The organism is Pseudomonas sp. Pse35 (assembly GCF_024519715.1).
Classification (GTDB): Bacteria; Pseudomonadota; Gammaproteobacteria; order Pseudomonadales; family Pseudomonadaceae; genus Aquipseudomonas; species Aquipseudomonas paracarnis.
Genome location: NZ_JALJRP010000029.1, coordinates 18,876 through 45,833 on the forward strand (window position 1 = coordinate 18,876; position 26,958 = coordinate 45,833).

At 60.8% G+C, this 26,958-nt stretch carries 25 protein-coding genes; 10 read left to right on the forward strand and 15 right to left on the reverse strand.

All coding sequences use genetic code 11. The features are described 5' to 3' along the window. Positions 1–52 precede the first annotated feature (52 nt). The 3 genes from OC445_RS21035 to OC445_RS21045 all read left to right on the forward strand — a co-directional run bounded on the left by OC445_RS21035 (position 53) and on the right by OC445_RS21045 (position 4,007). Positions 53–1,303: an OprD family porin gene (locus tag OC445_RS21035; RefSeq protein ID WP_054898421.1), complete on the forward strand. Its 1,251-nt coding sequence runs from the start codon at positions 53–55 to the stop codon at positions 1,301–1,303. Positions 1,304–1,385: 82 nt separating this feature from the next. Further along, positions 1,386–2,285, forward strand: coding sequence for a polysaccharide deacetylase family protein (locus OC445_RS21040; RefSeq protein WP_054898420.1), 900 nt, complete (start codon positions 1,386–1,388; stop codon positions 2,283–2,285). Positions 2,286–2,393: 108 nt separating this feature from the next. After that, complete coding sequence (locus OC445_RS21045; protein WP_054898419.1) at positions 2,394–4,007, forward strand: M91 family zinc metallopeptidase; 1,614 nt, start codon at positions 2,394–2,396, stop codon at positions 4,005–4,007. Here OC445_RS21045 and pcaC read toward each other — a convergent pair. The 11 genes from pcaC to pcaR all read right to left on the reverse strand — a co-directional run bounded on the left by pcaC (position 4,004) and on the right by pcaR (position 14,810). Beyond that, positions 4,004–4,402 (reverse strand): 4-carboxymuconolactone decarboxylase, encoded by a 399-nt coding sequence (gene pcaC, locus OC445_RS21050; RefSeq protein WP_054898418.1) that lies wholly within the window; start codon positions 4,400–4,402, stop codon positions 4,004–4,006. The genes OC445_RS21045 and pcaC overlap by 4 nt on opposite strands. Positions 4,403–4,412: 10 nt before the next feature. Next, positions 4,413–5,204, reverse strand: a complete 792-nt coding sequence (gene pcaD, locus OC445_RS21055; RefSeq protein WP_054898417.1) for a 3-oxoadipate enol-lactonase — start codon at positions 5,202–5,204, stop codon at positions 4,413–4,415. A 10-nt stretch (positions 5,205–5,214) separates the two neighbouring features. Continuing rightward, the gene (locus OC445_RS21060) at positions 5,215–6,579 is read right to left on the reverse strand and encodes a 3-carboxy-cis,cis-muconate cycloisomerase (protein ID WP_057975636.1); all 1,365 of its coding nucleotides are present in this window, start codon (positions 6,577–6,579) and stop codon (positions 5,215–5,217) included. Positions 6,580–6,589: 10 nt separating this feature from the next. Next, entirely contained in the window at positions 6,590–7,885 is a 1,296-nt protein-coding gene (locus OC445_RS21065) for an MFS family transporter (RefSeq protein WP_032893116.1), read from the reverse strand. 218 nt (positions 7,886–8,103) lie between these two features. Then, positions 8,104–8,670 carry a protocatechuate 3,4-dioxygenase subunit alpha gene (pcaG, locus tag OC445_RS21070; RefSeq protein WP_057975635.1) on the reverse strand — a complete coding sequence of 189 codons (567 nt, stop codon included), beginning with the start codon at positions 8,668–8,670 and terminating at the stop codon, positions 8,104–8,106. Position 8,671: 1 nt separating this feature from the next. Continuing rightward, positions 8,672–9,376, reverse strand: a complete 705-nt coding sequence (pcaH, locus tag OC445_RS21075; RefSeq protein WP_019817832.1) for a protocatechuate 3,4-dioxygenase subunit beta — start codon at positions 9,374–9,376, stop codon at positions 8,672–8,674. A gap of 21 nt (positions 9,377–9,397) precedes the next feature. Continuing rightward, entirely contained in the window at positions 9,398–10,600 is a 1,203-nt protein-coding gene (gene pcaF, locus OC445_RS21080) for a 3-oxoadipyl-CoA thiolase (RefSeq protein ID WP_169918776.1), read from the reverse strand. Next, entirely contained in the window at positions 10,597–11,376 is a 780-nt protein-coding gene (locus OC445_RS21085) for a CoA-transferase subunit beta (protein ID WP_003189301.1), read from the reverse strand. The genes pcaF and OC445_RS21085 overlap by 4 nt, the downstream gene beginning before the upstream one ends. Continuing rightward, positions 11,376–12,233 carry a CoA transferase subunit A gene (locus OC445_RS21090; protein ID WP_014717292.1) on the reverse strand — a complete coding sequence of 286 codons (858 nt, stop codon included), beginning with the start codon at positions 12,231–12,233 and terminating at the stop codon, positions 11,376–11,378. Before OC445_RS21090 ends, OC445_RS21085 begins: the two co-directional genes overlap by 1 nt. Positions 12,234–12,481: 248 nt before the next feature. Further along, complete coding sequence (locus tag OC445_RS21095) at positions 12,482–13,822, reverse strand: MFS transporter (RefSeq protein WP_034125964.1); 1,341 nt, start codon at positions 13,820–13,822, stop codon at positions 12,482–12,484. A gap of 145 nt (positions 13,823–13,967) precedes the next feature. Beyond that, positions 13,968–14,810, reverse strand: coding sequence for a pca regulon transcriptional regulator PcaR (pcaR, locus tag OC445_RS21100; RefSeq protein ID WP_003189296.1), 843 nt, complete (start codon positions 14,808–14,810; stop codon positions 13,968–13,970). A gap of 561 nt (positions 14,811–15,371) precedes the next feature. Here pcaR and OC445_RS21105 point away from each other — a divergent pair. Beyond that, positions 15,372–15,572: a hypothetical protein gene (locus OC445_RS21105; protein WP_054898413.1), complete on the forward strand. Its 201-nt coding sequence runs from the start codon at positions 15,372–15,374 to the stop codon at positions 15,570–15,572. A gap of 315 nt (positions 15,573–15,887) precedes the next feature. After that, entirely contained in the window at positions 15,888–17,363 is a 1,476-nt protein-coding gene (locus OC445_RS21110; RefSeq protein ID WP_003189291.1) for an inorganic phosphate transporter, read from the forward strand. Positions 17,364–17,593: 230 nt separating this feature from the next. On the opposite strand, the gene ccoM is transcribed toward OC445_RS21110, so the two are convergent. Both ccoM and OC445_RS21115 read right to left on the reverse strand, forming a co-directional pair. Next, complete coding sequence (gene ccoM / locus OC445_RS27055; protein ID WP_019817835.1) at positions 17,594–17,710, reverse strand: cytochrome c oxidase subunit CcoM; 117 nt, start codon at positions 17,708–17,710, stop codon at positions 17,594–17,596. Between the two features lie 143 nt (positions 17,711–17,853). After that, entirely contained in the window at positions 17,854–18,015 is a 162-nt protein-coding gene (locus OC445_RS21115) for a hypothetical protein (protein WP_005785860.1), read from the reverse strand. A 133-nt stretch (positions 18,016–18,148) separates the two neighbouring features. Between OC445_RS21115 and OC445_RS21120 the strand changes: the two genes are divergently transcribed. From OC445_RS21120 to OC445_RS21130, 3 genes are all read left to right on the forward strand, one after another. Continuing rightward, positions 18,149–19,021, forward strand: coding sequence for a LysR substrate-binding domain-containing protein (locus OC445_RS21120; RefSeq protein ID WP_054898412.1), 873 nt, complete (start codon positions 18,149–18,151; stop codon positions 19,019–19,021). A gap of 91 nt (positions 19,022–19,112) precedes the next feature. After that, entirely contained in the window at positions 19,113–19,583 is a 471-nt protein-coding gene (locus OC445_RS21125) for a RidA family protein (protein WP_054898411.1), read from the forward strand. Further along, positions 19,580–20,761: an aminotransferase class V-fold PLP-dependent enzyme gene (locus tag OC445_RS21130; protein ID WP_054898410.1), complete on the forward strand. Its 1,182-nt coding sequence runs from the start codon at positions 19,580–19,582 to the stop codon at positions 20,759–20,761. Before OC445_RS21125 ends, OC445_RS21130 begins: the two co-directional genes overlap by 4 nt. Here the strand turns inward: OC445_RS21130 and OC445_RS21135 are convergent. Next, entirely contained in the window at positions 20,758–21,099 is a 342-nt protein-coding gene (locus tag OC445_RS21135) for a hypothetical protein (protein WP_054898409.1), read from the reverse strand. The genes OC445_RS21130 and OC445_RS21135 overlap by 4 nt on opposite strands. 219 nt (positions 21,100–21,318) lie before the next feature. Between OC445_RS21135 and rapA the strand changes: the two genes are divergently transcribed. Next, complete coding sequence (gene rapA, locus OC445_RS21140) at positions 21,319–24,165, forward strand: RNA polymerase-associated protein RapA (RefSeq protein ID WP_054898408.1); 2,847 nt, start codon at positions 21,319–21,321, stop codon at positions 24,163–24,165. Positions 24,166–24,879: 714 nt separating this feature from the next. On the opposite strand, the gene OC445_RS21145 is transcribed toward rapA, so the two are convergent. Continuing rightward, entirely contained in the window at positions 24,880–26,226 is a 1,347-nt protein-coding gene (locus tag OC445_RS21145) for a spinster family MFS transporter (protein WP_034125959.1), read from the reverse strand. Between the two features lie 253 nt (positions 26,227–26,479). On the opposite strand from OC445_RS21145, the gene OC445_RS21150 reads away from it, so the two are divergent. Next, complete coding sequence (locus tag OC445_RS21150) at positions 26,480–26,848, forward strand: YkgJ family cysteine cluster protein (protein ID WP_054898407.1); 369 nt, start codon at positions 26,480–26,482, stop codon at positions 26,846–26,848. Positions 26,849–26,958: the final 110 nt, after the last annotated feature.

Here is a 26,958-nt window from a genome sequence, read left to right on the forward strand (position 1 = left end):
CCGCGCACCATGGCCGCCACCTGCATAAACCCAATAACAACAGGTTCACACCATGAGCACTTTCCAACCGCGCCAGCTGTTGCTGGCGGCTGCTGTCGCCAGTTCTGCCCTGCCCGTTCTCGCCCAGGATCACGGCTTTCTCGAAGACGCCAGCGCCAACCTCAACCTGCGTAATTTCTTCTTCAACCGCAACTACACCAATCCTACGAAGGCTCAGGGTGGCGCGCAGGAGTGGACGCAAAGTTTCATTCTCGACGCCAAGTCCGGGTTCACCCAAGGCACAGTCGGTTTTGGTGTGGATGTGCTGGGCTTGTACTCGCTCAAGCTTGATGGCGGGCGTGGCACGGGCGGCACGCAGTTGCTGCCGCTGGACCATGACGGTCGGCCAGCCGATGAATTCGGCCGGCTCGGCGTGGCATTCAAGGCGCGCTTTTCCAAGACCGAGTTGAAGGTGGGCGAATGGATGCCGGTGCTGCCGATCCTGCGTTCCGACGATGGCCGCTCCCTGCCACAGACCCTGCGTGGTGGGCAGATCACCTCGAAGGAAATCGACGGCCTGACCCTCTATGGCGGCCAATTCCGCGCCAACAGCCCGCGGGACGACGGCAGCATGAGCGACATGTCGATGTTCGGCAAAACCGCCTTCACCTCCGACCGTTTCAATTTCCAGGGCGCCGAATACGCGTTCAACGACAAACGCACCCAAGTCGGCGTGTGGAATGCCCAGCTCAAGGACATCTACAGCCAGCAGTTCGTCAATCTGATCCACAGCCAGCCTGTGGGCGCCTGGACCCTGGGCGCCAACCTGGGCTTCTTCTACGGCAAGGACGACGGCAGCGCCCGCGCCGGCGACCTGGACAACAAAACCTGGTCCGGTTTGTTCTCGGCCAGGTACGGCGGCAACACCTTCTACGTCGGTTTGCAAAAACTCACCGGCGACAGTGCCTGGATGCGCGTCAACGGCACCAGCGGCGGTACCCTGGCCAACGACAGCTACAACTCCAGCTACGACAACGCGCAGGAGAAATCCTGGCAGGTTCGCCACGACTACAACTTCGCCGCCCTCGGCGTACCGGGCCTGACCCTGATGAACCGCTATATCAGCGGCAGCAACGTACACACCGGCACCATCACCGACGGCAAGGAGTGGGGCCGCGAGACCGAAGTAGGCTATACGGTGCAAAGCGGCACGCTGAAAAACCTCAACGTGCGCTGGCGCAATTCGAGCATGCGCAGGGACTACAGCAACAACGAGTTCGATGAGAACCGGTTGATCGTCAGCTATCCGATCAGTCTGCTGTAAACCGGCATAGCACTTACTGTATGGTGCGCGCCTGCCGCTGCTGATCCCCCCAGCAGCGGCCTTTACTCGGGCCCTGCACGGCATGAAATCCTTCGCTACAGCAATCGTACTGTTTGCCCTGGCCTTGAGCCTGGGGGGCTGCATCAGCGCCCCCATCGCCCTGACGCCACAGACCGAACAGCGCCTGCTGGCCCAGGCGCCGATCCGCTTTTTGCTGACCTTCGATGACGGCCCAAGCGCCTCGGGCTACAACAATCCGAGCCGTTCGGTAGTGGCGGACCTGGCCAACAACCCGGTGCTGCCGGGAATCAAGGCGGTGTTCTTCCTGCAGACCGAAGCCGCTCGCTCCGGCGGCAGTGCCCGGGGGCGCAAGACCATGGAACGTGAATTCGCCGCTGGCCATGTCCTGGCCTTTCACACCGCCACGGCGTTTCACACCAATCATCGCTGGCTGAACGACGCCACCCTGGAACACACCCTTACCGAAGGGGCCGCAGACATTGCCGCCATCACGGGCGCGCCCCCCGTGCTGGTACGCCCACCCTTCTGGAACTACGACAAGCGCACCTTCGCCGCCTACCAACGCCACGGCATGCACGTTCTGCTGACGGACCTGAGTGCCAATGACGGCAAGATCTGGGGCTTCAACGCCAGCCCGCGTCGGCGGGCCAACCTGTATCGGCAACTGTCGGTGGTGCGCGAACGCATCGCCTTGGGTGAGCTGCCAACGGTGGAGGGGGTGATCCCGGTGGTGGTGACCTTCCATGACATCAATCGCTACACCGCGCGGCATATGCAGGAGTATTTGCAGATCCTGATGGACAGCGCGCGGGTCAACGGTTTGAAGACCGCTGCCGAGCCGTTCTACACCGACACGGCCCAGGTTGAGCGCGCGGCGATTGCGCGAACCGTGAAAAATGTGGACGACCCAGTGCATTTGCCTGGGATTTGGAATCTGGTGTGGGACGCAGACTCTCATTAACCTCGTCGCAACAACGGATAACATCTGCTGCCGTCCCCGCCCACCTGCTGTCGGGAACCTCAATTCCAGCACCACCACTCAGGGTCAACACACAATGAGATGACCCACATGAATACGTCTTCGCTTTCTGGCGCATACGCCGTCAATCCACAACCCATGGCGCCCGTGGAGGCACCTTCCAGCACAACCTCACCGCGACCACCCATCCAGATCAACGCTAAATCTGCCGGGTATGTAGGACCGGACAGGACAGTGGATTTCCTGTACTTTTCCAGCCATTCCAGGCTCACACCTGATCAGGACCCACTAGACACAACCCAAAAAAAATACATCAACACTGATGTGTTGCGTCATGACGCGAACGTAAAGATCTATCAGGAGATAACCTACTTAAGCAAAAACGGCGAGCCGATAGGGGCTGCTGGTAATGAATGTGTAATCGAGACAACTGACCGTGCCGATAAGGTCATTATCAAAAAAGGCCCGGACGACAGTCTGGTCGCCACCATCAATAACATACCGTATCAACTGAGTCTTGCTCGCTCCTCTGACGGAACTGAAATCCAGCCCCTGCGCATAAAAACCAAAGGCGGCGATGACTGCGTTGTGATCCACCCAGACGTTAATAACGACATTCGCATTGAACTGGGCGAGGGCAATGATTATGCCCGTGCTGGCTCGGGTAATACGCGTCTATACGGAGGCGCAGGGAACGACTGGCTAAAACTGGGCAGCGGCGTCGGCATCGCATTTGGTGATGATGGCGACGATTTACTCATCGCAGGCTCCGGCAGTGGCATTCTCAAGGGAAACAACGGTAATGACCGCATGCAGTCAGGAGAGGGTTCTGCTGATCGCCATATCTACATGGACGGTGGTGACGGTCACGACTTTATGATTAGCACCAGCAATGACTCCCCAAACCCGATAGTCATGCATGGAGGCAAAGGTGAAAACCTGATAGTCACGCAGGGCCCTGCCACGATTTATACCGGGCGCGACAAAAATATTGTCAGGTCCAATAGCGATGACACCGTCATTTATGCCAAGCCTTCGGACGAGATTCACCGCACGCCAGGTTCCACGCTCATTCACACGCAATACCGCGAAGCAGGAAAAAGTGGCTATGTCGTTGAAGGCTCTCCCGAGTTCATACAATACGTAGAGGACGACATGGAACTGCTGAGAATGTCCCTGCCAGGCAAAAAAATGTTAAGCACTGCCGATAACTCGGCCCAGCGCAATGACTCTCCGGTGCGCATCACTGAAACGGCTGATGATAACGGCTTTTACATTTTTAATAACGCAGCGGTGCGCAACCACCTGGCTACAGGTAAATCCCTGGAGACCCTTGAACCAGCAGCCCAGGGCTACATTGCTCACAATCAACGTGGCGCCTTCGCGACGGGCGCACAATTACAATACAACCCCTCCTTCGTGCCTAATGACGAAACTGCTCCGGTCAACGTCCTATTCCATGAAATGGCCCACGCCTACAATGGGGCCACGGGTACCTTCCTCGAAGGTCAAACAGTCATAGACGAGAATCCTGAGGGCGAGCCCAACGACGAACGTCAAGCAGTAGGCTTGCCTACAGATGCATTATCGTTCGATTTTGACGATCATCGTGCAACCGAGCCCACGACAAGCAACCCCCCTGCATTTACTGAAAATGCACTGAAGGAAGAAATGCGCCGCCCACTACGTACGGAATACATCTAGACCGCGCCCCGCGACTCAACTCCCAACTCATCCCACACTGACTCAGCCAAGTGAAACGTCGCATTCGCCGCCGGGATCCCACAGTAAATCGCACTCTGCATCAGCACTTCCTTGATCTCGGCGCGGGTCACGCCGTTGCTGGCGGCGGCACGCAGGTGCAGTTTCAGTTCTTCACTGCGGTTCATGCCGATCAGCATCGCGATGGTGATCAGGCTGCGGGTATGCCGAGGCAGGCCGGGGCGGGTCCAGATGTCACCCCAGGCATGGCGGGTGATCATTTCCTGGAACTCGCTGTTGAACTCGGTCAGGGCATTGAGGCTGCGGTCGACATGGGCATCGCCCAGTACTTCGCGGCGCACCTGCAGGCCTTCGGCATAACGTTGTTTCTCGTCCACAAATAGCTCCTCAGCGGGCCAGCAGAAATTCGATCACCCGGTCGCTGAACGCAGCACCGGCCTGAACGTTGGACAGGTGCGCCGCATAGAACTCGGCATACTCGGCACCCTGCACATGGCTCTGGATAAAGTGGCCGCCGGCTGGCGGCGTCACCGCGTCTTCGGTGCCGGCAATCACCAGGGTCGGCACCTTGATCGAGGACAATTGCTCACGAAAATCCGCATCGCGCACGGCGCCGCAGTTGGCGGCATACCCCTCGGGTGACGTGGCCGCGAGCATGTCGGTGATCTGCTTGGCCTGATGCGGGTTGGCAGCGGCGAAATCCGCGGTGAACCAGCGCGCAATCGACGCATCGCGCAGCGCCACCATCGCGGCTGCGCCATCACGCAGGACCATTTCGATACGCGGGTTCCACACCTCGGGCGTGCCGATCTTGGCCGCGGTATTACACACCACCAGGCGTTGCAGGCGCTCGCCGGCATGAATGCCCAGCCATTGGCCGATCAAGCCACCCATGGACAGTCCGCAAAAATGCGCCTTCTGGATATCCAGCGCATCCAGCAGCGCGATCACGTCTCGGCCCAGTTGCTCGATGCTGTAAGGCCCCGCGGTCACCAGGGATTGGCCGTGGCCACGGGTGTCGAATCGCAGCACACGAAAATGCTCGGTAAAAGCCGGTATCTGGATGTCCCACATATGCAGGTCGGTACCCAAGGAATTGGACAGCACCAATACCGGTGCGTCGGCGGGCCCCTCGAGTTGGTAATGCAGTTCGCCCTCGGCGAGTTGTACAAAAGCCACAGCGTTCTCCTCAGGCAGTCAAAGCAAAATGTTCGGTCACCGCACGCGTGACCCAGGTAGACGCCTGGCCTAGGTAGTGGGCAGGGTCGAGCAGGCGATCCAGTTCAGCCGCCGACAGCTCGGCGGTGACGTGCGGCTCATCCGCCAGTACCGCGCGCAAATGGCGCTGCTCGGCGACCGCACGTTTGCAGCACTGTTCCAGCAGATGGTGCGCGGTGTCACGGCCCAAGCGTTGGGCGAGCACGATACTCACCGCTTCGGCCAGTACCAGGCCTTGGGTCAGGTCGAGGTTCTGTGCCATGCGTTCGGCATTCACCTCCAGCCCTTCACTGACCAGAATTGCCTGATGCAAGGCACCGGATACCAGGCGGCAAATTTCCGGCAAGGTTTCCCATTCGGCATGCCACAAGCCCAGGCTGCGTTCGTGCTCCTGGGGCATGGCGCTGAACATTGTCGCCACCAGGCCGGGTACGCGGGTGGCTGCGCTGATCAGCACCGCGGCGCCCACCGGGTTACGCTTGTGCGGCATGGTGGACGAACCGCCCTTGCCCGGCGCCGAAGGCTCGAACACCTCCGCCGCTTCGGTCTGCATCAACAGGCTGATATCGCGGCCCAACTTGCCGAGGCTACCGGCGATCAGACCGAGCAGGCTGGCAAACTCCACCAGGCGGTCACGCTGGGTGTGCCAGGGTTGCTCCGGCAAGCCCAGTTGCAACTCGGCGGCCAAGGCCTCGGCCACAGGCATGGCGTGTTCGCCGAGGGCCGCCAAAGTGCCCGACGCGCCGCCAAATTGCAGCACCAACAGGCGCGGTTTCAATTCGGCCAGGCGCTGGCGACTGCGCGTCACCGCGCCCAGCCAACCGGCGATTTTCATCCCCAGGGTGACCGGCGTCGCGTGCTGCAACCAGGTACGCCCGGCCAACGGCACGGTGGCGTAACGCTGAGCCTGGGCGGCCAACACCTCCCCCAGGCGAGCCAGGTCGGCCTCGATCAACTCCACCCCACGGCGCAGTTGCAGCACCAGGCCGGTGTCCATCACATCCTGACTGGTTGCGCCCAGGTGTACATAACGCTCGGCGTCGGCGTCCTCACTGGCGATCAACTTGCCCAACGCCTTCACCAGTGGAATCGCAGAGTTGCCCGCCGTGGCAATCGCGCTGCCAAGGGCATCCACGTCATACAGCGACGCCAGGCACGCCTGGGCAATCGGTGCGACGGCGGCCTGGGGGATCAACCCTACCTGGGCCTGCGCCCGAGCCAGCGCGGCTTCGAAATCCAGCATGCCCTGCAAGCGCCCCTGGTCACAGAACACCTCGGCCATGCTGTCAGCAGTGAAATAAGCGTCGAACAGTTGATTGCTCGTGCGCAACGTCATAACTCATCCCTTACAGATCGTGATGCAGGTACGCCGCCTGTTTCGGCAGGCGCAAGCTGAACAGGAAGGCCACCGCCATCATCGCGGTGACGTACCAATAAAAGGTGTTTTCCATGCCGATGGATTTGAGGCTCAGCGCGACCACTTCTGCCGAACCGCCAAACACCGCGTTAGCCACCGCATAGGCCAGGCCCACGCCCAAGGCACGCACCTGCGGCGGAAACATCTCCGCTTTGACCAGGCCGCTGATGGAGGTGTAGAAGCTGACAATCGCCAAGGCCAGGGTGATCAGCACAAATGCCAAAAACGGGCTGGTCACGGTTTTCAAAGTCAGCAGGATCGGCACTGTGAACAACGTGCCAAGGCCGGCAAACCAGAGCATCGAATTACGCCGGCCGATCTTGTCGGCCAACATGCCGAACAGCGGCTGCATGCACATGTACAGGAACAGCGCGCCGGTCATGATGTAGCTCGAGGTCTTGGCGTGCATGCCGACGGTGTTCACCAGGTACTTCTGCATGTAGGTGGTGAAGGTATAGAAAATCAGCGAGCCGCCGGCGGTGTAGCCCAGCACCGTAATGAAGGCTTTGCCGTGGTCGCGAAACAGCGCGACGATACTGCCGGCGTCCTTGTCTTCACGCATTTCCTTGCTGGTGGTTTCTTTCAGGGTGCGACGCAGCAGCAGGGAGATCACGGCGGCTATGGCGCCGATCACAAACGGGATGCGCCAGCCCCAGGCACGCAATTCTTCTTCGGTGAGGATCTGTTGCAGGATCACCACCACCAGCACCGCCAGCAACTGGCCGCCGATCAGGGTCACGTACTGGAACGAAGCAAAGAAGCCACGCTGGCCCTTGAGCGCGACTTCACTCATGTAGGTGGCCGTGGTGCCGTATTCGCCGCCCACCGACAAGCCCTGGAACAGTCGTGCCACTAACAGCAGCGCCGGGGCCCAGGCACCGATGTCGTTATAAGTGGGCAGGAAGGCGATGACCAGGGAGCCGCCACACATCATCAGCACCGAGATCATCATCGAGTTCTTGCGCCCGTGCTTGTCGGCCACCCGGCCAAACAACCAACCACCGATCGGTCGCATCAGGAACCCGGCGGCAAACACACCGGCGGTGTTGAGCAACTGCACCGTGGGGTCATCCGAGGGGAAAAACGCCGGGGCAAAATAAATCGCGCAGAAGGCATAGACGTAGAAGTCGAACCATTCGACCAGGTTGCCGGAGGACGCACCGACAATCGCAAAGATCCGTTTGCTGCGTTCTTCTCCGGTGTAGTGGCTGGTTTTTGTTGTCATGTTTTTTTACTCAGTGGGAACGGTTATAGCCTAGACATACTTTGCAACAACCCTGTTCCGCAAGCAGACTTTTGGATAGGTGGAGCCTGGATGATCGTTCCCACGCTCTGCGTGGGAACGCCGCATGGGACGCTCCGCGTCCTGCCGTTCGCGGGTGACGCGCAGCGTCACGGGATGCATTACCACGCAGAACGTGGGAACGATCGTCAACAGCCAACTCAATAGTCGAAGAACACCGTTTCCTTATCTGTGCCCTGCAAAATCACATTCCACTGATATACCCCTGCCGCATCCGCCTGGGCAATCAAGGTGCCACGACGTTCTGCCGGCACACACGCCAGCAACGGGTCATCGCCGTTCAAGGCCTCACCGTCAAAATAAATCCGCGTCAGCAAGTGCTTCACCAACCCACGGGCAAACACCAGCACCACCAAATGCGGCGCCTGAGTGGTGCCCTTGAGCCCCGGCACACTGCCCGGCTTGATGGTGGTAAAACGAAAACGCCCTTCGGCATCCACCGGCACGCGGCCGAAGCCTTCGAAGTTCGGGTCGAGCGCTTTGTCCTGCTCGTCTTCGGGGTGAGCATATTTGCCGACGGCGTTGGCCTGCCAGACTTCCAGCATGGCGTCGTTGACGACATCACCGTTGCCGTCCACCACTTGACCGCTGATTGCCACGCGCTCACCGAGGGTGGCGGTGACGGTCAGGTCTTCACGGTTCAGCCAGGTCAGGCCAATGTGGTAATACGGCCCGACGGTGTGGGACGTGGTCGCGTTGAGTGTCATCTCATTTCTCCATCGGCGTGGCGTCGCGGCCGCGCAGGACGATGTCCCAGCGGTAGCCGAGGGCATAGGAAGGAATGGTTTTTTCCAGGTCGAAGCTAGCGATCAAGCGTTGCTTGGCGCTGGTATCCGGCACGCAGTTGTAGATCGGGTCGTACTCCAGCAACGGGTCACCCGGGAAATACATTTGCGTCACCAGGCGCGTCAGCACGCTGGGGCCGAACAGCGAAAAGTGGATATGCGCCGGGCGCCAGGCGTTGTGGTGGTTGCCCCACGGGTAGGCGCCGGGCTTGATGGTCTGGAACTGGTACCAGCCATCGGCGTCGGTGACGGTGCGCCCGGTGCCGGTGAAGTTCGGGTCCAGGGGTGCATCGTGCAGGTCGCGCTTGTGGTTGTAGCGGCCGGCGGCATTGGCCTGCCAGATCTCCACGAGGATGCCCGGCACTGGCAGGCCGTTTTCGTCCAGCACACGGCCATGAATGATGATGCGCTCGCCTTGCGGCTCGCCCTCATGCTGGGCTGTCAGGTCGTTGTCCTTCTCATTGATACGTTCGGCGCCGATGGTCGGGCCGGTGATTTCCGACAAGGAATGGGGCAGGAACACCAAAGGCTGGGACGGCGAACGCAGGTTCGTCGACTGGTAGGCCGGGTGCAGGTAATCAGGTTGAGTGCCCGCTTGCGGGCGCCGGTAACCGGGCTTGTCACTCATGGAGCAATCCTCTTTTATTGATCAGACGCGTTCAATCGCCAGGGCCAAGCCTTGGCCGACGCCCACGCACATGGTCGCCAGGCCTTTGCTGCCGCCGGTTTTTTCCAATTGGTGCAGGGCCGTCATCACCAACCGCGCACCACTCATCCCCAAGGGATGGCCGAGGGCAATGGCGCCGCCGTTGGGGTTGACCTGGGGCGCATCGTCCGCAATACCCAGCTCGCGCAGCACCGCCAGGCCTTGGCTGGCGAAGGCTTCGTTGAGTTCGATCACATCAAAGTCGGTGACAGCCAACCCAAGGCGCTCCACCAGTTTGCGCACCGCCGGCACCGGGCCGATGCCCATCACGCGCGGGGCTACACCAGCACTGGCCATGCCCAGCACACGGGCGCGGGCGGTGAGGCCGTGTTGCTTGACGGCCTCGGCGCTGGCGAGGATCAGCGCGGCGGCGCCATCGTTGACGCCCGAGGCATTGCCAGCAGTGACGGTCTTGTCCGCGCCGTTGACCGGCTTGAGCTTGGCCAGGGCTTCCAACGTGGTGTCCCGTGGGTGTTCATCGTGTTCCACCAGGGTTTCGCCTTTTTTATGGGCGACCCGCACCGGAACGATTTCCTCGGCAAAGAACCCGGCGGCCTGGGCAGCGGCGGTGCGTTGCTGGCTGCGCAGGGCGAAAGCGTCTTGGTCGGCGCGGGAAACCTGATAGTCATCGGCCACGTTATCGGCCGTCTGCGGCATGGCATCCACGCCGTACTGAGCCTTCATCAGCGGGTTGATAAAGCGCCAGCCAATGGTGGTGTCTTCCAACTTCATGTTGCGCGAGAACGCCGCGTCGGCCTTGCCCATCACAAACGGAGCGCGGGACATCGATTCGACGCCACCGGCAATCGCCAGCTCCATTTCACCGCTGGCAATCGCACGAAAGGCGGTGCCGATGGCATCCATGCCCGAGGCGCACAGGCGGTTGAGGGTCACTCCAGGAATACTTTCCGGCAGCCCCGCCAGCAGCAACGCCATGCGTGCCACGTTGCGGTTATCTTCACCTGCCTGGTTGGCGCAGCCGAGGAAGACTTCGTCTACGGCGCTCCAGTCCACCGACGGGTTGCGCTCGATCAGCGCCTTGATCGGCAGCGCCGCCAGGTCGTCGGCACGCACCGTGGACAGGCCACCGCCGAAACGGCCGATAGGTGTGCGAATGGCATCACAGATAAAAACCTCGCGCATCAGGCTTCTCCCGGTGCTTGGCCGTGGGCAGCCGCGGTGCGCGCTTCGAGGTCACGCAGGGCGGTCAGTTCGGTCTCGGTGGGTTCAGCGGTGGTGCTCACCTGGTCGGCAAAGCGAATCGCCCAGCCGGTGGCGGCGACCACTTGCTCGCGGGTCACGCCCGGATGCAGCGCAGTGACCACGAACTCATGGCTGCCCTCCTCCGGCTCCATGATGCACAGGTCGGTAATGATGCCCACCGGGCCGGCGCCGGGCAGGCCCAGACGCTTGCGTGAGTCGCCACCTTCGCCGTGACCGACGGAGGTGATGAAGTCCAGTTTGTCGACGAACGAACGGGACGATTGCTTAAGGATGATCAACACGCTCTTGGCCGAACCGGCGATTTCCGGCGCGCCACCGGCACCCGGCAAACGCACTTTGGGCTGGTGATAATCACCGACCACGGTGGTGTTGATATTGCCGAAACGGTCGACCTGGGCCGCGCCGAGAAAACCGACATCAATGCGCCCGCCCTGCAACCAGTAGCGAAAGATCTCACCGGTGGGCACCACGGTATCGGCGGTCTCCGCCAGCTCGCCATCACCGATGGACAGCGGCAACACACTGGGCTTGGCCCCAATCGGGCCAGACTCGTAGATCAGTACCACATCCGGCGAAGACGTCAGGCGCGCCAGGTTGGCCGCCTTGGATGGCAGGCCGATGCCAACGAAGCACACCGAGCCGTTCTTGAGGCGGCGTGCGGCGGCGACGGTCATCATTTCATTGGTGGAATAAGCCATTACTTAGCCTCCTGCGCGGCGGCCAGCTTGGCCTGGAATTCACTGAAGTCGGCAGTGCCGTGGATGTATTCGTCGATCCAGGCGGTAAAGGTGCCACGGTCGCGGGCAATCGGGTCCCACGCCTGGTAGAAACGGTTATCCCGCTCGTTGTAGCCGTGCGCGTAGGACGGATGGGCACCACCGGGTACGTGACACACCGCCGTCAGCGCCCAGGTCGGCAGCACGCAGCTGTTCATCGGCGCATTCAGGTCGTCGACGATTTCCTCGACGGTGACGATGCAGCGCTTGGCCGCCAGGGCCGCTTCCTTCTGCACCCCGAGAATGCCCCAGAGCAGCACGTTGCCTTTGCGGTCGGCTTTCTGCGCATGAATCACGGTAATGTCCGGACGCACCGACGGCACCGCCGCCAGCACTTCGCCGGTGAAGGGGCAGGTGACGGTCTTGATTAGCGGGTTGACCTTGGGCAAGTCGGAACCGGCGTAGGCACGCAACACCGCGAACGGCAGGCCGGAGGCACCGGCGACGTAGGCATTGGCCAGGTCGGCGTGGCTGTGCTCTTCGATCTCCAGCGCTTGCGGCCATTGTTTCTCTACCGCGTCGCGCAGCCGATGCAGGGAACCCACGCCCGGGTTGCCGCCCCAGGAGAAAATCAACTTGCGCGCACAGCCGGCACCGATCAACTGGTCGTAGATCAGGTCAGGCGTCATGCGCACCAGCGTCAGGTCTTTCTTGCCCTGACGAATGATTTCATGGCCTGCAGCCGTAGGGATCAGGTGGGTGAAGCCTTCGAGGGCGACGGTATCGCCGTCATTCACGAAGCGCTTGACCGCATCACGCAGGGTGAGGATTTCAGCCATGGGGTTGGGCTCCCGGTGTTGATCGAAAAAGGCGCTGAGGTGGCGCCGAAGTGCTTGAAGATTAAGCCGGGGAAATGGACCGAACAATCCGATAATCGACTGAGCGTTCGATTATCGAACCGATTGTTACTTAACTAACCATTGTAAGGAACAGGGTCAATGTGGGAGCTGGCTTGCCTGCGATGGCGCGAGTGGATTCAGCACCGATATCGCAGGCAAGCCAGCTCCCACAGGGGTAGCGATTGGTTTCAGGTGGCATCGGCATGGCTGACCATGCCCTTGATCACCACCGCTGCCGTGGCCAATGCCGCCGGAATCACCAGTGCCGTAAGCACCTGCTCGAAGTTCCAGCCCAGGCCCAGCAAAGTAGCGCCCATCCACGCCCCCAGGATCGCGCCGAAGCGGCCGATGCCAAGCATCCACGACACCCCGGTGGCACGGCCTTGGGTGGGGTAGAAACGTGCTGCCAGGGATGGCATTGCCGATTGCGCACCGTTGACGCACATCCCGGCGACCAGCACCAGGGTGGCCAACAGCGTGATGTTGCCCAGGCTCTGCCCCACCGCGTAGGCAAACACCCCGGCCAGCAGATAGAAAGTGCCGATCACTTTGTGCGGGTTGAACCGGTCCATCGCCCAGCCCACGCCCACCGCGCTCAATACCCCACCAAACTGAAACAGCGCGCCGATAAACGCGGCCTGCTCCATGCTCGCGCCGCTGTCACGCATCAAAGTGGGGAGCCAACTGGTCAGCAGGTAAACAATCACCAGGCCCATGAAGTACGTGAGCCACAACAGCAACGTGCCAGCGCTGTAGGTGCCCGAGAAAATCACTGCGAAGACATTGCGGGCCTTGACGGTTTTTTGCTCCGGTACGCTGAAGTGAGTGGCCTGGGCAACGATGTTTGGCTCGATGGGGGCAAGGGTCTTGCGTACCTTGTCGGTGCCGCGATTGCGTACCACCAGGTAGCGGGCAGACTCCGGCAGCCACACCAACAGCACCACCGCCAGGATCAACGGCAGGATGCCGCCTATCAGCAACAGGCTGTGCCAGCCGAACGCGGGAATCAGCTTGGCCGAAATAAACCCACCACCGGCCATGCCGAGGTTGAAACCACAGAACATGCTGGTCACCAACAAGGATTTATGCCGCTCGGGGGTGTATTCAGACAGCAAGGTGGTGGCATTCGGCATGCCGGCGCCCAGGCCCAGGCCGGTGAGAAAGCGCAGCACCAGCAACTGGTCGACATTGGTGCTGTAGGCCGACGCCAGGCTGAACGCACCAAACACCAACACCGCGCCGACCAGCACGACTTTGCGGCCGAAGCGGTCGGCCAGCGGGCCGGAACCGAGTGCGCCAAACACCATGCCGATCAACGCGGCGCTCATCACCGGGCCGAGGCTGGCGCGGTCGATACCCCAGTCCTGGGACAGTGCCGGCGCGATAAAGCCCATGGCGGCTGTATCGAGGCCGTCGAGAAAGACAATCAGGAAACACAGGATCACCACGCGCCACTGATAGCGCGAGAGTGGCTGGGTGTTGATAAAGGACTGTACGTCCAGGGTGGTACCGACAGAAGGCTGATTCATTATTTTTATTCCACACCGATGGCGGGCTGACGACCTGGGGCCGTCATTCTTATTGGGCAGCTCCTCAGAGCGCTGCCGCACATTAATAAGCCAAGGGAAACACCGTCAATCGAGCCAGCCGGGATCTGTGCGGTCACCGAACAGCTTAGGCAAACAGCTGCGCACTCAGCTCACGGCTGGCGCTGAGCATGCTCGGCAAAAAGCGCTGCTCCAACTCGCTGCGGCTGACCCGACCGGCGTGGGTGCTGACATTCAGCGCGGCCAATACCTGGCCGGACGCGTCATACACCGGCACCGCGATGGAGCGCAGGCCCTGCTCCAGTTCCTGGTCGACAATGCACCAGCCCTGCTGACGCACCTGTTGCAGGCATTCGAATAACGCTTGCGGTGTTGTCAGGGTGCGGCTGGTCTTGGTTTGCAGGTCGGCATGGTCGAGATAATCCTGCAGCGAGGCATCGTCGAGGGCGGCCAGCAGAATGCGACCCATGGACGTGCAATACGCAGGCAGGCGCCCGCCCACCGACAGGTCAACCGAGATCAGGCGCTGGGTGGTGGCGGAACGGGCGATATAGAGGATGTCATCGCCTTCCAGGGTAGCCATGTTGCAGGCTTCATGGAGCTGCTCGCTCATGCGGTCCAGATAAGGCTGTGCCGAAACGGCCAGCGGTGTGGACGACAGATAGGCGTGACCGAGGGTCAGCACCTTGGGCAACAGCGAGTAGGTGCGCCCATCCGTGGTGGCGTAGCCGAGCTTGATCAAGGTGTGCAGGCAACGGCGCACGGCGGCGCGGGGAATTTCGGTGCGGTGGCTGATCTGGGCGATGGTCAGGTGACGCTTGCGCTCCTGGAACGCCTGCACCACGGCCAGGCCACGGGCCAGGGACGTCATGAAATCCGGATCACCGGTGAATGCCTGGATGCGCTTGGCCGGTGAAGCCACGATCGGCGGCGCTACTGATGCAAAGGAGTTGCGCAATTGATCGTTCATTTCAACGGGCCTTCTCTTGTTATCACCACGGGAGGGTTGGCGGCTATTACAAGCCGTGCCGGCCGCCCTGCACAAGTCAACGCCGGTAACATTGGGCGATTATCGGACAACCACGCGATTATCGCAATTTGGCCGGCATGGGTGCAGATCCCGCAGATAACGTTCGAGATTTAGCTGATGTCGCCGAAAAGTGTAGGTATTTACCCTTCTATCAGTATGAATACAGATATGAAGATGACGCTGTTCACAAATACGTCGGCGATATGTAACAAAACCCAAGCACGCCGTTGACGCTTTTTAACTTCATGATGATAGTGTTCTTCAAATGCGCCGCTATACTGCAACCTGTGCAGAGGTCAGCCCGGTATCACTATCGGGAGGGGAGCTCACCAGGCATTGCAGGCTGCAGGCAACGCCGGCCACAAGTACTCGCTTAAAAGAACGGCCCTCAGGCCCGTATACCAACTTGAACGGTTCTACTGTTCTATTTGGAATCGCCCCGAGCACGACTTTCAGGCATGACACTGCGCAATCAATAACTCAACTCAATTAGGTAATACTGTGACGAAAGATGAACTGCGCGCGGAACTTGAGCGCCAGGAGCAACGTTACAAGGACGTCTACGGCGGGGAAGTCACCACCTACGCCGCGCAACCTGAGCCGGAACGCAAACCATGGCGCAAACGAGCCAGCCTGCTGGATCAGGCATTTGCCCAGGAAATCCAAAAAATCGAGGAGGAACTCAAGACCGAGGAGCCCTGAGCACTTCGGTCGAGTTCAGCGCCTTGCAGTCGCTGCCGGTCAACCACTGGTTCAACGGCCGCTGGTCAGTAACCTACAGCTACCCACGAAATTTCATACAAATGTTTCAGGCATGGCGTTTTCATGACAAAAGTCCGCCTTCCGCGGCCTGCGCTTTATAAATCAAAGACTTGCCAAAGCCCCGAAAACCCTGGGATACGTGTGTCTTGCCGGTTTTTTTTCCAGGAAGATTGTTACCGATGAGCAGCTAATGCATCGATTACTGATGTTTTCTGGCATAATCGCGCCCCCTTACGACCGGGTCAGAAAACCTTCATGATCGATTTATTCAGCGGACTGGATGCTTGGGTTCTCGTGAGCCTGTTGCTCGCCCTGGCCTTTGTCCTCGCCTTCGAGTTCATCAATGGCTTTCATGACACCGCTAACGCGGTGGCCACAGTCATCTATACCAAAGCCATGCCGCCACACCTGGCCGTGTTCTTCTCCGGGGTGTTCAATTTCCTCGGCGTATTGCTCGGCGGTGTCGGTGTCGCCTACGCCATCGTGCACTTGCTGCCGGTGGAGTTGCTGATCAATGTGAACACCGGCCACGGCTTGGCAATGGTCTTCTCGTTGTTGGCGGCGGCGATCACCTGGAACCTGGGCACCTGGTACTTCGGTATCCCCGCCTCCAGCTCCCACACCCTGATCGGCTCGATCCTCGGTGTCGGCCTGGCCAACGCGTTGATCAACGACATCCCCCTGGCTGACGGTGTGAACTGGCAGAAGGCCGTGGATATCGGCGCGTCCCTGGTGTTCTCGCCGATGGCGGGCTTTCTGGTCGCCGCTCTGGTACTGATCGGTCTGAAGTGGTGGCGTCCGCTGTCGAAGATGCACAAGACCCCGGACCAGCGCCGCAAGCTTGACGACAAAAAGCACCCGCCATTCTGGAACCGCCTCGTCCTGGTGATTTCGGCCATGGCGGTGAGCTTCGTGCACGGCTCCAACGATGGCCAGAAGGGCATCGGCCTGATCATGCTGGTGCTCATCGGTATCGTGCCGGCGCAGTTCGTATTGGACCTGGGCAGCACCACTTACCAGATCGAACGTACCCGCGACGCCACCCTGCACCTGAACCAGTTCTACCAGCGCAACCACGAGACCCTCGGTGAATTCCTGGCCCTGGGCAAAAGCGTGAAGGATGACCTGCCGGGCAAGTTCCGCTGCAACCCGCAGCAGACCGAACCGACGATCAACGCGCTGCTGGGCACCCTCAAGGGCGTCTCGGACTACCACTCGCTGACGGCCGACCACCGCATCGAAGTGCGTCGCTACCTGCTTTGCCTGGATGACACCGCGAAAAAGGTCGGCAAGCTGCCAGGCCTGGACTCCCGTGAGAAGTCAGACCTCGACAAGCTGCGCAAAGACCTGACCGCCACCACCGAGTACGCCCCGTTCTGGGTGATTCTCGCGGTCGCACTGGCCCTGGGCCTGGGCACCATGGTGGGCTGGAAGCGCGTGGTACTGACCATTGGTGAGAAGATCGGCAAGCAAGGCATGACCTATGCCCAGGGCATGTCGGCGCAAATCACCACGGCCACCATGATCGGCTTTGCCAATATCTTCGCCCTGCCAGTGTCCACCACCCACGTCCTGTCTTCTGGCGTGGCGGGCACCATGGTTGCCAACAAAAGCGGCCTGCAAGGTGGCACCGTCAAGACCATCCTGATGGCCTGGGTATTGACCTTGCCAGCGACCGTAGGCCTCTCGGCCGGGTTGTTCTGGTTGGCGTCCAAGGCTTTGGGCAACTGATAGCCAGCCGGCGATAAAAAAGGTGCGATCCGCGAGGGTCGCACCTTTTTTTATGCTCGTTCCCACGCTCTGCGTGGGAATGCCGCCACGGACGCTCCGCGTCCCACTCGCGCACGGGTGACGCGTAGCGTCACAGGATGCATTCCCACGCGGAGCGTGGGAACGAGCCAAAAAAAAGGGCGACCGAAGTCGCCCAAAATGCCTTGCGTGCTCATGTAACCCGGAAAGACTTAAGGTTTTTTACGCTTGTTCGCGTCTTTCCAGATAAAAAATCCAAACCCTACAAAAAACAGCACCATGAGGCTAACAGTCAGCACTCCGGCGAAAACCACATTATCGAAAAACATGACCGGCCTCCTGCACTTGCCCTGTTGCGATAGGGCTAAGTTAATGGAGAAGGCGCAGTGGGAAATTGACCAGGATCAATGTCGCCCACAACGGGGCGTAAAGAAGGGGAATAACTGACCTGCATCAATGGATGCAGGGCGTTTCAACGTTTTTTCGGCTTGTTCTTGGACTTTTTCTTGGGCTTGCCCAAGGGCATGGCTTGTTCAAAGGCTTGGCGCACTTCATTCAAGCGTTTGTCATTGAGGTCGTGCACGCGCTTGGCACGTTCGGCGTTCAGGTCGATCAGCTTGTCGTCATCACTCATGGCTTGGCTTACGTCGTGGCGGGAATGCCTCAATAATGCGGCCTGCCCCGCCCGACGGCAATTAAGCGGGCGACAAAATGCAGGCCATCGACCAAAATCGGCATTTTCTACCCTGCCCAGGAGGCGCATCCAGGTGGCCTTGCACAACGACCTTCCACCGCTGCTGGCCCTGCGCGCCTTCGAGGCCGTGGCGCGGCACTTGAGTTTTATCAAGGCGGCCAACGAGTTGTCGGTGACCCAAAGCGCGCTGAGCCACCAGGTACATAAGCTCGAACACCACCTGGGCAAACCGTTGTTTATCCGGCGAACCCGTGCGATTGACCTGACGTTGGCCGGGCAAGATTACTACGCGCAAATCCGCCCTGCCCTGGACGCCATCGCCGCTGCGACGCGCAACCAACGGGGTGCGCCCAGCGCCAGTGTGTTGCGTATCGGCTTGCTGGCATCCTTTGCCACGTTATGGCTGGCGCCGCGCCTAGCCGAGTTTCTACGGTGCTACCCGCATATCCAGGTGGAGTTGCTGCCCGCGATTCAATTGGCCAACGTCGCCACGGCCGAAGTTGATCTGGCCATCCGCTACGGCAAGGGCGACTGGCCCGACGTGCTCGCCACACGCCTGATGACCGAAACCCTGTCACCGGTATGCAGCCCGGCGTTCAAGGCCAGACAGGTCGCCACAGGCCCGTTGTTGATGGCGACCTCGCACCGCCCTTTCGAGTGGACCGATTGGTCGACCCATTACCAGGTCAACCTTGATCACCACCCCCGCGTGATGCTGCATGACTACAACATCGTGGTCGAAGCGAGCGTGGCCGGCCAGGGTATCGCCATGGGCCGCCATCGCCTGATTGAACGCAGGCTCCACGACGGCAGCCTTGTGGAGGCCTTTGACTGGCCGCCCTATCACAGCGAGATCGGTTATTGGCTGATCGCACCTCAGGGTCCGCTCAGTGAGGCGGCTGAATGCTTCAGCCAGTGGTTGAAGCAGGCGTGTGCCGACGCGTGAGTTTTTTAGATACGTCGGTTGAGATCTATCCGTTTGTCGCCCCTCGCCACCGCCAACATGCTGGAACCTTCTGACACCAGAGGATTTCACCATGACCGACTCCATCCGCCAGCGCGTACACGCCCTCGGCCTGACACTGCCCACGCCCAGCCAACCCGCTGCCAACTATGTCAATCATGTGATCAGCCAACACCAGCTGTTCATCTCGGGACAAATTCCCATGGCCGATGGCAAACCTGCCTACCTTGGCCGGCTGGGCGATTCTCTCAGCGATGAAGATGGCGCCCAAGCGGCGGAATTGGCGGCGCTGGGCCTGCTGGGGCAATTGAGCGACGCGTTGGGCGATGACCTGTCGCGGGTGGTGCGCATCCTGCGCCTGGGCGTGTTCATTGCCAGCAGCGCCGACTTCCAGCGCCAAAGCCTGGTCGCCAATGGCGCTTCGAACCTGCTGGTCAATGCCCTCGGCGACAAGGGCCGGCACGTGCGCACCGCCGTAGGGGTCTGCAGTCTGCCGGCTGGTGTCGCCGTGGAAGTGGACGCCATTTTCGAGCTGCAGCCATGACCCCGCTGCAAGTCCAGCACTTGCGAGAAGCCACGCCCGGTTGCCAGTCCGGCATCGTGCACTTCAACCACGCCGGGGCATCCTTGCCCAGCCAGGCGACGCTCGACGCCATCATCGAACAGCTGCAACGCGAAGCCCGCGACGGCCCGATGGAGGCCGGAGAACAGGGTGCCGTCTTAGTGGAAAATGCCCGCCGAGCCGCCGGCCAACTGCTCAATGCGCCCGCCTCATCGATTGCCTTCGCCAGCAGTGGCTCGACGGCCTGGAGCATGGCCTTCCAGGCGCTGGGGCCATGGCAGCCGGGCGATCGTATTCTAGTGGGGCGCCACGAATGGGGCGGTAACCTGGCGAGCATGGAACTGGCCGTTCAAGCCGGGGCGCGGGTGGAGGTCATCCCGTGCGATGCCAGCGGCGCGGCCTGCCCGGTGGCGTTGGAGGCGATGCTGGATGCAAAGGTGAAGCTGATCGACCTCACCTGGCTCCCGGCCAACGGTGGCTTGATCAACCCGGCCCAGGCCATCGGCGATGTGGCCAGGCGGCATACCATTCCCTACTTCATCGACGCGGGCCAAGCCGTCGGCCAGGTGCCGGTGGATGTACAAGCGTTGCAGTGCGATGTGCTCAAGTCTGCCGGCCGCAAACACCTGCGCGGGCCTCGCGGTACCGCGCTGCTGTATATCAGGCCGGATTTTCTGCCGCATCTGAACCCGGCCCAACGCGACGTGTTTTCAGCGCCCTGGACCGCAGAAGGCTTCGACCTGCGCAACGACGCCCGGCGCTTTGAAACCAGCGAAGTCTCTTTCGCCCTGCTGGCCGGCCTGGGCAATGCGTTGCACGAGATCAATCAACTGGGGATTGAGCAAGTATGGCAAAGGGTCTCGAAGACCAGCGCGCGAATCCGCGAAGCACTGCGTCAGATACCGGGAATTACCTTGCATGACTTAGGCAGAACGCATTCAGGCTTGATCGCGTTCAACCTGGCCGGCTGGGACAGCTTTGAACTCAAGCAACGCCTGGCCTGCAAGCGCATCAACATCGGCGCCAATGGCGTGGCCTACACCCCGCTGGATATGCAAGCACGTGGGTTGAACAGCATTGCGCGCATCTCCGTCAGCCCGCTCAACACCGATGACGATATTGAGCTGCTGGTGAAGGCCCTGCGCGAACTGAACGGTTAGACCTCGATATCCACCCACAGGCCCTGGCGCGGCGCGTCTTCGATCAGCGGCGCCACGGGCACGGTGTTGTCAGCGTTGAGCAAGTCGCCGGGAATCGGCAAATGCTGCTCCGCGTCGTCGTCGGCTTCGCGCCGGCGTTTCTGCTGCTCCTGCTGGCGACGCTGCTCTTCGCGCAGCAGAAAGGTCGATTGCTCGGCATCGCCTTTTTTCAGGTCGATCGTGCTCTCGTTGGAGCCCGGTTGAATGGGCACCACCGGCGGAATATCCGGTTTCTGGCGTGCCGGGTCGAGTTGCGACGTGACCGGCACAACACTGACGGGCAGCATGGGTGGCAGCATGATAATTATTCTCCTGATCAACAGGCTGTCGGCGGGTGGCAGGGCGACTTGAGCACCCGCGTGCCAAGCTGTGACTCAGTCGACACTCTCAAGTGCCCGCCACCCGTCGATTCAATTTCCGCCTGCCCGTACAAACAGCGTAGTTTTTGTCAGAGTTCTTGGGCGCCGGGCCGTGTTCCGTTAACATAGTCGGCTTTTTCACGGCGGGAGTCAGGCAGCATGGCGCAGCAGTATCAACCGGGGCAACGCTGGATTAGTGACAGCGAAGCAGAGCTGGGGTTAGGCACCGTTCTGGCACAGGACGGCCGCTTGTTGACCGTGCTCTATCCGGCCACTGGCGACACTCGCCAGTATGCGCTACGGAATGCGCCCCTCACTCGCGTGAGGTTTTCGCCGGGTGACACCATCACCCATTTCGAAGGCTGGAAAATGACCGTACAGGAAGTCGACGACGTCGATGGCCTGCTGGTCTACCACGGCCTCAATGGGCAGAACGAGCAGGTCACCCTGCCAGAAACCCAACTGTCCAACTTCATCCAGTTCCGCCTGGCCAGTGATCGCCTGTTCGCCGGGCAGATCGACCCGCTGGCGTGGTTCTCGCTGCGCTACCACACCCTGGAACACACCAGCCGCCAGTTGCAGTCCTCGCTGTGGGGCCTGGGTGGCGTACGCGCCCAACCGATTGCCCACCAACTGCACATCGCCCGCGAAGTCGCTGACCGTATCGCGCCACGCGTGTTGCTGGCGGACGAAGTGGGTTTGGGCAAGACCATCGAAGCAGGCCTGGTGATCCATCGCCAACTGCTCTCGGGCCGTGCCAACCGCGTACTGATCCTGGTCCCGGAAAACCTGCAGCACCAATGGCTGGTGGAAATGCGCCGCCGCTTCAACCTGCAGGTTGCGCTGTTCGATGAAGAGCGCTTTATCGAAAGCGATGCCACCAACCCGTTCGAAGACACCCAGCTTGCACTCGTTGCGCTGGAATGGCTGGTGGACGACGAGAAGGCCCAGGACGCGCTGTTCGCCGCCGGCTGGGACTTGCTGGTAGTCGACGAAGCCCACCACCTGGTGTGGCACGAAGACAAGGCCAGCGCCGAATACTCGCTGGTCGAACAACTGGCCGAAGTGATTCCTGGCGTGCTGCTGCTAACCGCCACCCCGGAACAACTGGGCCAGGACAGCCATTTTGCACGCCTGCGCCTGCTGGACCCGAACCGCTTCCACGACCTGCAAGCCTTCCGCGCCGAGAGCGAAAACTATCGCCCGGTGGCCGAAGCCGTGCAGGAGCTGCTGGACAAGGGCCGCCTGTCGCCGACCGCGCACAAGACCATTCAAGGCTTCCTCGGTGACGAAGGTGAAGCCCTGCTCACCGCCGTCAACGATGGCGACACCGAGGCCAGCGCGCGCCTGGTGCGTGAACTGCTGGACCGCCACGGCACCGGCCGCGTGCTGTTTCGCAACACCCGTGCTGCGGTGCAAGGCTTCCCCGAGCGCAAGCTGCACGCCTACCCGCTACCGAACCCGGACGAATACCTCGAACTGCCCCTGGGCGAACACGCCGAGCTGTACCCGGAAGTCAGCTTCCAGGCGCAACCGGACATCGAGGAAGAGAACCGCTGGTGGCGTTTCGACCCTCGGGTCGAGTGGCTGATCGACCAGTTGAAAATGCTCAAGCGCACCAAGGTCCTGGTGATCTGCGCCCACGCCGAAACCGCCATGGACCTGGAAGACGCCCTGCGTGTGCGCTCCGGCATCCCGGCCACGGTATTCCACGAAGGCATGAATATTCTGGAGCGTGACCGCGCCGCTGCCTATTTTGCCGATGAAGAGTTCGGTGCCCAGGTGCTGATCTGCTCGGAAATCGGCAGTGAAGGCCGCAACTTCCAGTTCTCCCATCACCTGGTGCTGTTCGACCTGCCGTCCCACCCCGACCTGCTGGAACAGCGCATCGGGCGCCTGGACCGGATCGGCCAGAAACACGTGATCGAACTGCACGTGCCCTACCTGGAAACCAGCCCGCAAGAGCGCCTGTTCCAGTGGTACCACGAGGCGCTCAATGCCTTCCTCAACACCTGCCCGACCGGCAACGCCTTGCAGCATCAGTTCGGCCCACGCCTGGTGCCCTTGCTGGAAGCCGCCGACGACGGCGAGTGGCAAGCCCTGATCGACGAAGCCCGTGCCGAGCGCGAGCGCCTGGAGCAGGAGCTGCACACCGGTCGCGACCGCTTGCTCGAACTCAATTCAGGCGGCGCTGGCGAAGGCGATGCACTGGTCGAGGACATCCTCGAACAAGACGACCAGTTCGCCCTGCCGATCTACATGGAAACCCTGTTCGACGCGTTCGGCATCGACAGCGAAGACCATTCGGAAAACGCGCTGATCCTCAAGCCCAGCGAAAAAATGCTCGACGCCAGCTTCCCCCTGGGGGACGACGAGGGTGTAACCATCACCTACGACCGTAACCAGGCGCTGTCGCGCGAAGACATGCAGTTCATCACCTGGGAGCACCCGATGGTGCAAGGCGGCATGGACCTGGTGCTGTCCGGTTCCATGGGCAACACCGCCGTGGCACTGATCAAGAACAAGGCGCTCAAGCCAGGCACCGTATTGCTTGAACTGCTGTATGTCAGCGAAGTGGTCGCCCCGCGCTCCCTGCAACTGGGTCGCTACCTGCCACCGGCCGCCTTGCGCTGCCTGCTGGATGCCAACGGTAATGACCTGTCGGGCCGCGTGTCGTTCGTAACCTTGAATGACCAGCTGGAAAGCGTGCCACGGGCCAGCGCGAACAAATTCGTACAGGCGCAGCGCGACCAACTCACACCGCGCATCAACGCCGGTGAAGAGAAGATCGCCCCGCGTCACGCCGAGCGTGTAGCCGAAGCCAAGCGTCGCCTGGCGGCAGACACCGACGAAGAGCTGGCGCGCCTGACCGCGCTGCAAGCGGTCAACCCGACCGTGCGAGACAGCGAGTTGGTCGCCTTGCGTAACCAGCGCGAGCAAGGCCTGGCCATGCTCGATAAAGCGGCACTGCGACTGGAAGCGATTCGGGTGTTGGTGGCGGGTTGATAATCCGCTGAACGTAAAAGGCCCGCGCAATGCGGGCCTTTTTATTAGCCTTGCCGGCCTCATCGCGGCATAGATATCTCCACAACTCTGAAGCGATCGACAGTAACCACGATGCGAAGCGAGCCGCTCTTGATCTTGATCTGCTTGTGATCTTGATCTCAGGCGCCCCGTTAAACCACGCTGGCCGAACGCAGGCTTGAATTCGTGGGTAACCCGGCAGGACGCCGGGTTAGCCGCCCCGCGCCATGGATGGCGCGTGGCGGCGGCCCACGGATTCAAGACTGCGTTCGGGCACACCGAGCCTAGGCGAGGTGCCGAGTGGTGGGGCAAGAGCGTTTTGCTTACTTTGCCGCTTTTGCAAAGTGAGCCGCCGTCAGGGCGGAACCCTAGGTGGCCGTTACCTAAATAACGGATATGTACCCGGTCCAACTGTGTTGAATGTTAGGCCGCCTTCGCGAGCAAGCCCCCCCACAGGTTAATCGTGGTGTACCAGGTAGATGGGTGTCGGCTATCAGGCCGTCATCGCAGGCAAGCCAGCTCCCACATTTAGATCGCGGCACGTCAGTTAGAACAGCGTCGGCTATCCGGCCTAGAGATCGTTCCCCCGCTCGGCGTGGGAATGCATCATGTGACGCTCTGCGTCACGACTTTTAAGCGGACGCAGAGCGTCCAGAGCGGCGTTCCCACGCAGAGCATGGGAACGATCACTCGGTCTCACGCCGTTGCCGCCGCTGCCGGCACCTCAACCGCACTCAACCCTTCCTTCATCCGCTTGGCATCACGCACAAAACTGCGCGAGGCCTGGAACAGAAACAGCATGGTCAAGAACAACGCCACTGGAATCAGGTACATGGCGTCATGCAAGCCTACCGCTTTATAAGCCTCTGTCATCTGCTGCGCCCCAGCCGCATACATCGCTGAATGGGCAAAGTGATCGGACAACGCCCCGACCACCACCGGCCCCATGCCACCGCCGAGCAGATACAGCCCGGCAAAGAACAGCGCCATCGCCGTTGCGCGCAAGCGTGGTTCGACCACGTCCTGGATCGCGGTATACACGCAGGTATAGAAGTTGTAGGCAAACAGCCAGCCCACACTGAACAGCGCGACAAACACCCCGATTTCGACACGCCCGGCATGCAATGCCCAGGCGGTGGTGACCGTGGAGATGATCAAGCTGAAGGCGGCGAACAACAGTCGGCCATTGGCGACCCGCTGATGAATCTTGTCGGCAATCCAGCCCCCCAGCGTCAAGCCCACCAAACCGGTCAGGCCGACGATGACACCCGTCGCGACGGCCGCGTCCTGCAACGGCATGAGGAAATAGCGCTGCAGCATCGGCACCAGGAACGAGTTGCACGCATAGGTGGCAAAGTTAAAGCACAACCCGGCCAGCACCAGCCACAGAAAGGTCGGCACAGCCAGCACGCGACGGATCGGGCGGTCGACGCGCTCTTGGGAGACTTGCACGGTTTCCGCCGCACCACGCTTGGGTTCTTTTATGTAGAACATAAACACCGCAAGGATAAGACCCGGCACCGCCGCAATAAAGAAGGGCGCGCGCCAACTGTCGAACGCCTTGACCATCGCACCGATCGTAAAAAACGCCAGCAACAGGCCCAACGGCAGGCCAAGCATGAAAATCCCCATGGCTCTGGCACGGCGGTGGGCGGGAAAGAGGTCGCCAATCAGCGAATTGGCCGCGGGTGCATAGCTGGCTTCGCCGATGCCAATGCCCATGCGCACAAGCAGGAAGGTCCAGAAACTGCCGACCATGCCGTTGACCGCCGTCAGCCCACTCCAGGCGAACAGGCCCCAACCCATCAACTTGCTGCGTGAACCGGTGTCGGCCAGGCGCCCGAGCGGCAGCCCGGCAATGGCGTAGACGATGGTAAAAGCGGTGCCGATGATACCGAGCTGGAAGTCGCTCAGGTGCCATTCCATGCGGATGGGCTCAATGATGATCGCGGGAATGGTGCGGTCAAAAAAGTTGAACAGGTTAGCGAGGAACAGCAGGAACAGAATGCGCCAGGCATTCGCCGCTTGGGTCGAGTTCTGCATGGGTCCGTCTCTTTTATTGTTATGAGAGCTGCGATGCCCGATGCATCCTGCTCAGGTCACTGCAACATAGTCAGGCTGTCAGTGATTGTCTGTAATGATTCGTAAAGCTGATAGGACATGATTTCACCCAGGCAACAGCGGATTTTGCCCACGAAAATATAAGTGCGTGCCCCTCTTCCCAATGGCGATGGCACGGATAGAATGGCGAGCCTTTCGTAGCACCCTCCTCCTACTTTTCTTATTGATGACGCCCATGTCCGAAGCCAGTCCGTGTCTGAATTGCGGTGCCTGCTGTTCACACTTTCGCGTGTCTTTCTTCTGGGGTGAGTGCGCCTCGTCCGGGGGCACGGTGCCCGATGACCTGGTGGTGCAGATCAACCCCAGCCGCGTGGCGATGATCGGCACCGATCAGAAACCTGCACGGTGCTGCAGCCTTGAAGGTGCAGTCGGACAGGCCACCAGCTGCTCTATTTATGAGCAACGCTCCAGCGTATGCCGTGAGTTCGACTCGTCCTGGAGCCAGGGCGTGCAAAATGTCGATTGCGACGCCGCCCGTGCCGCATTCGGCCTGGCGCCGCTGGAAGCCCCACACTTCGAACTCGACTTGCCCATCAGCGCTTAGCACCAAACGCTATGGAAGGCATGTCAAAATAATTTGAGATCAAAACGCCATTATTCATGGCAAATCTTCGGAGACTTCTATACTCGATCTCATCGGTCATCGCCTCTGGC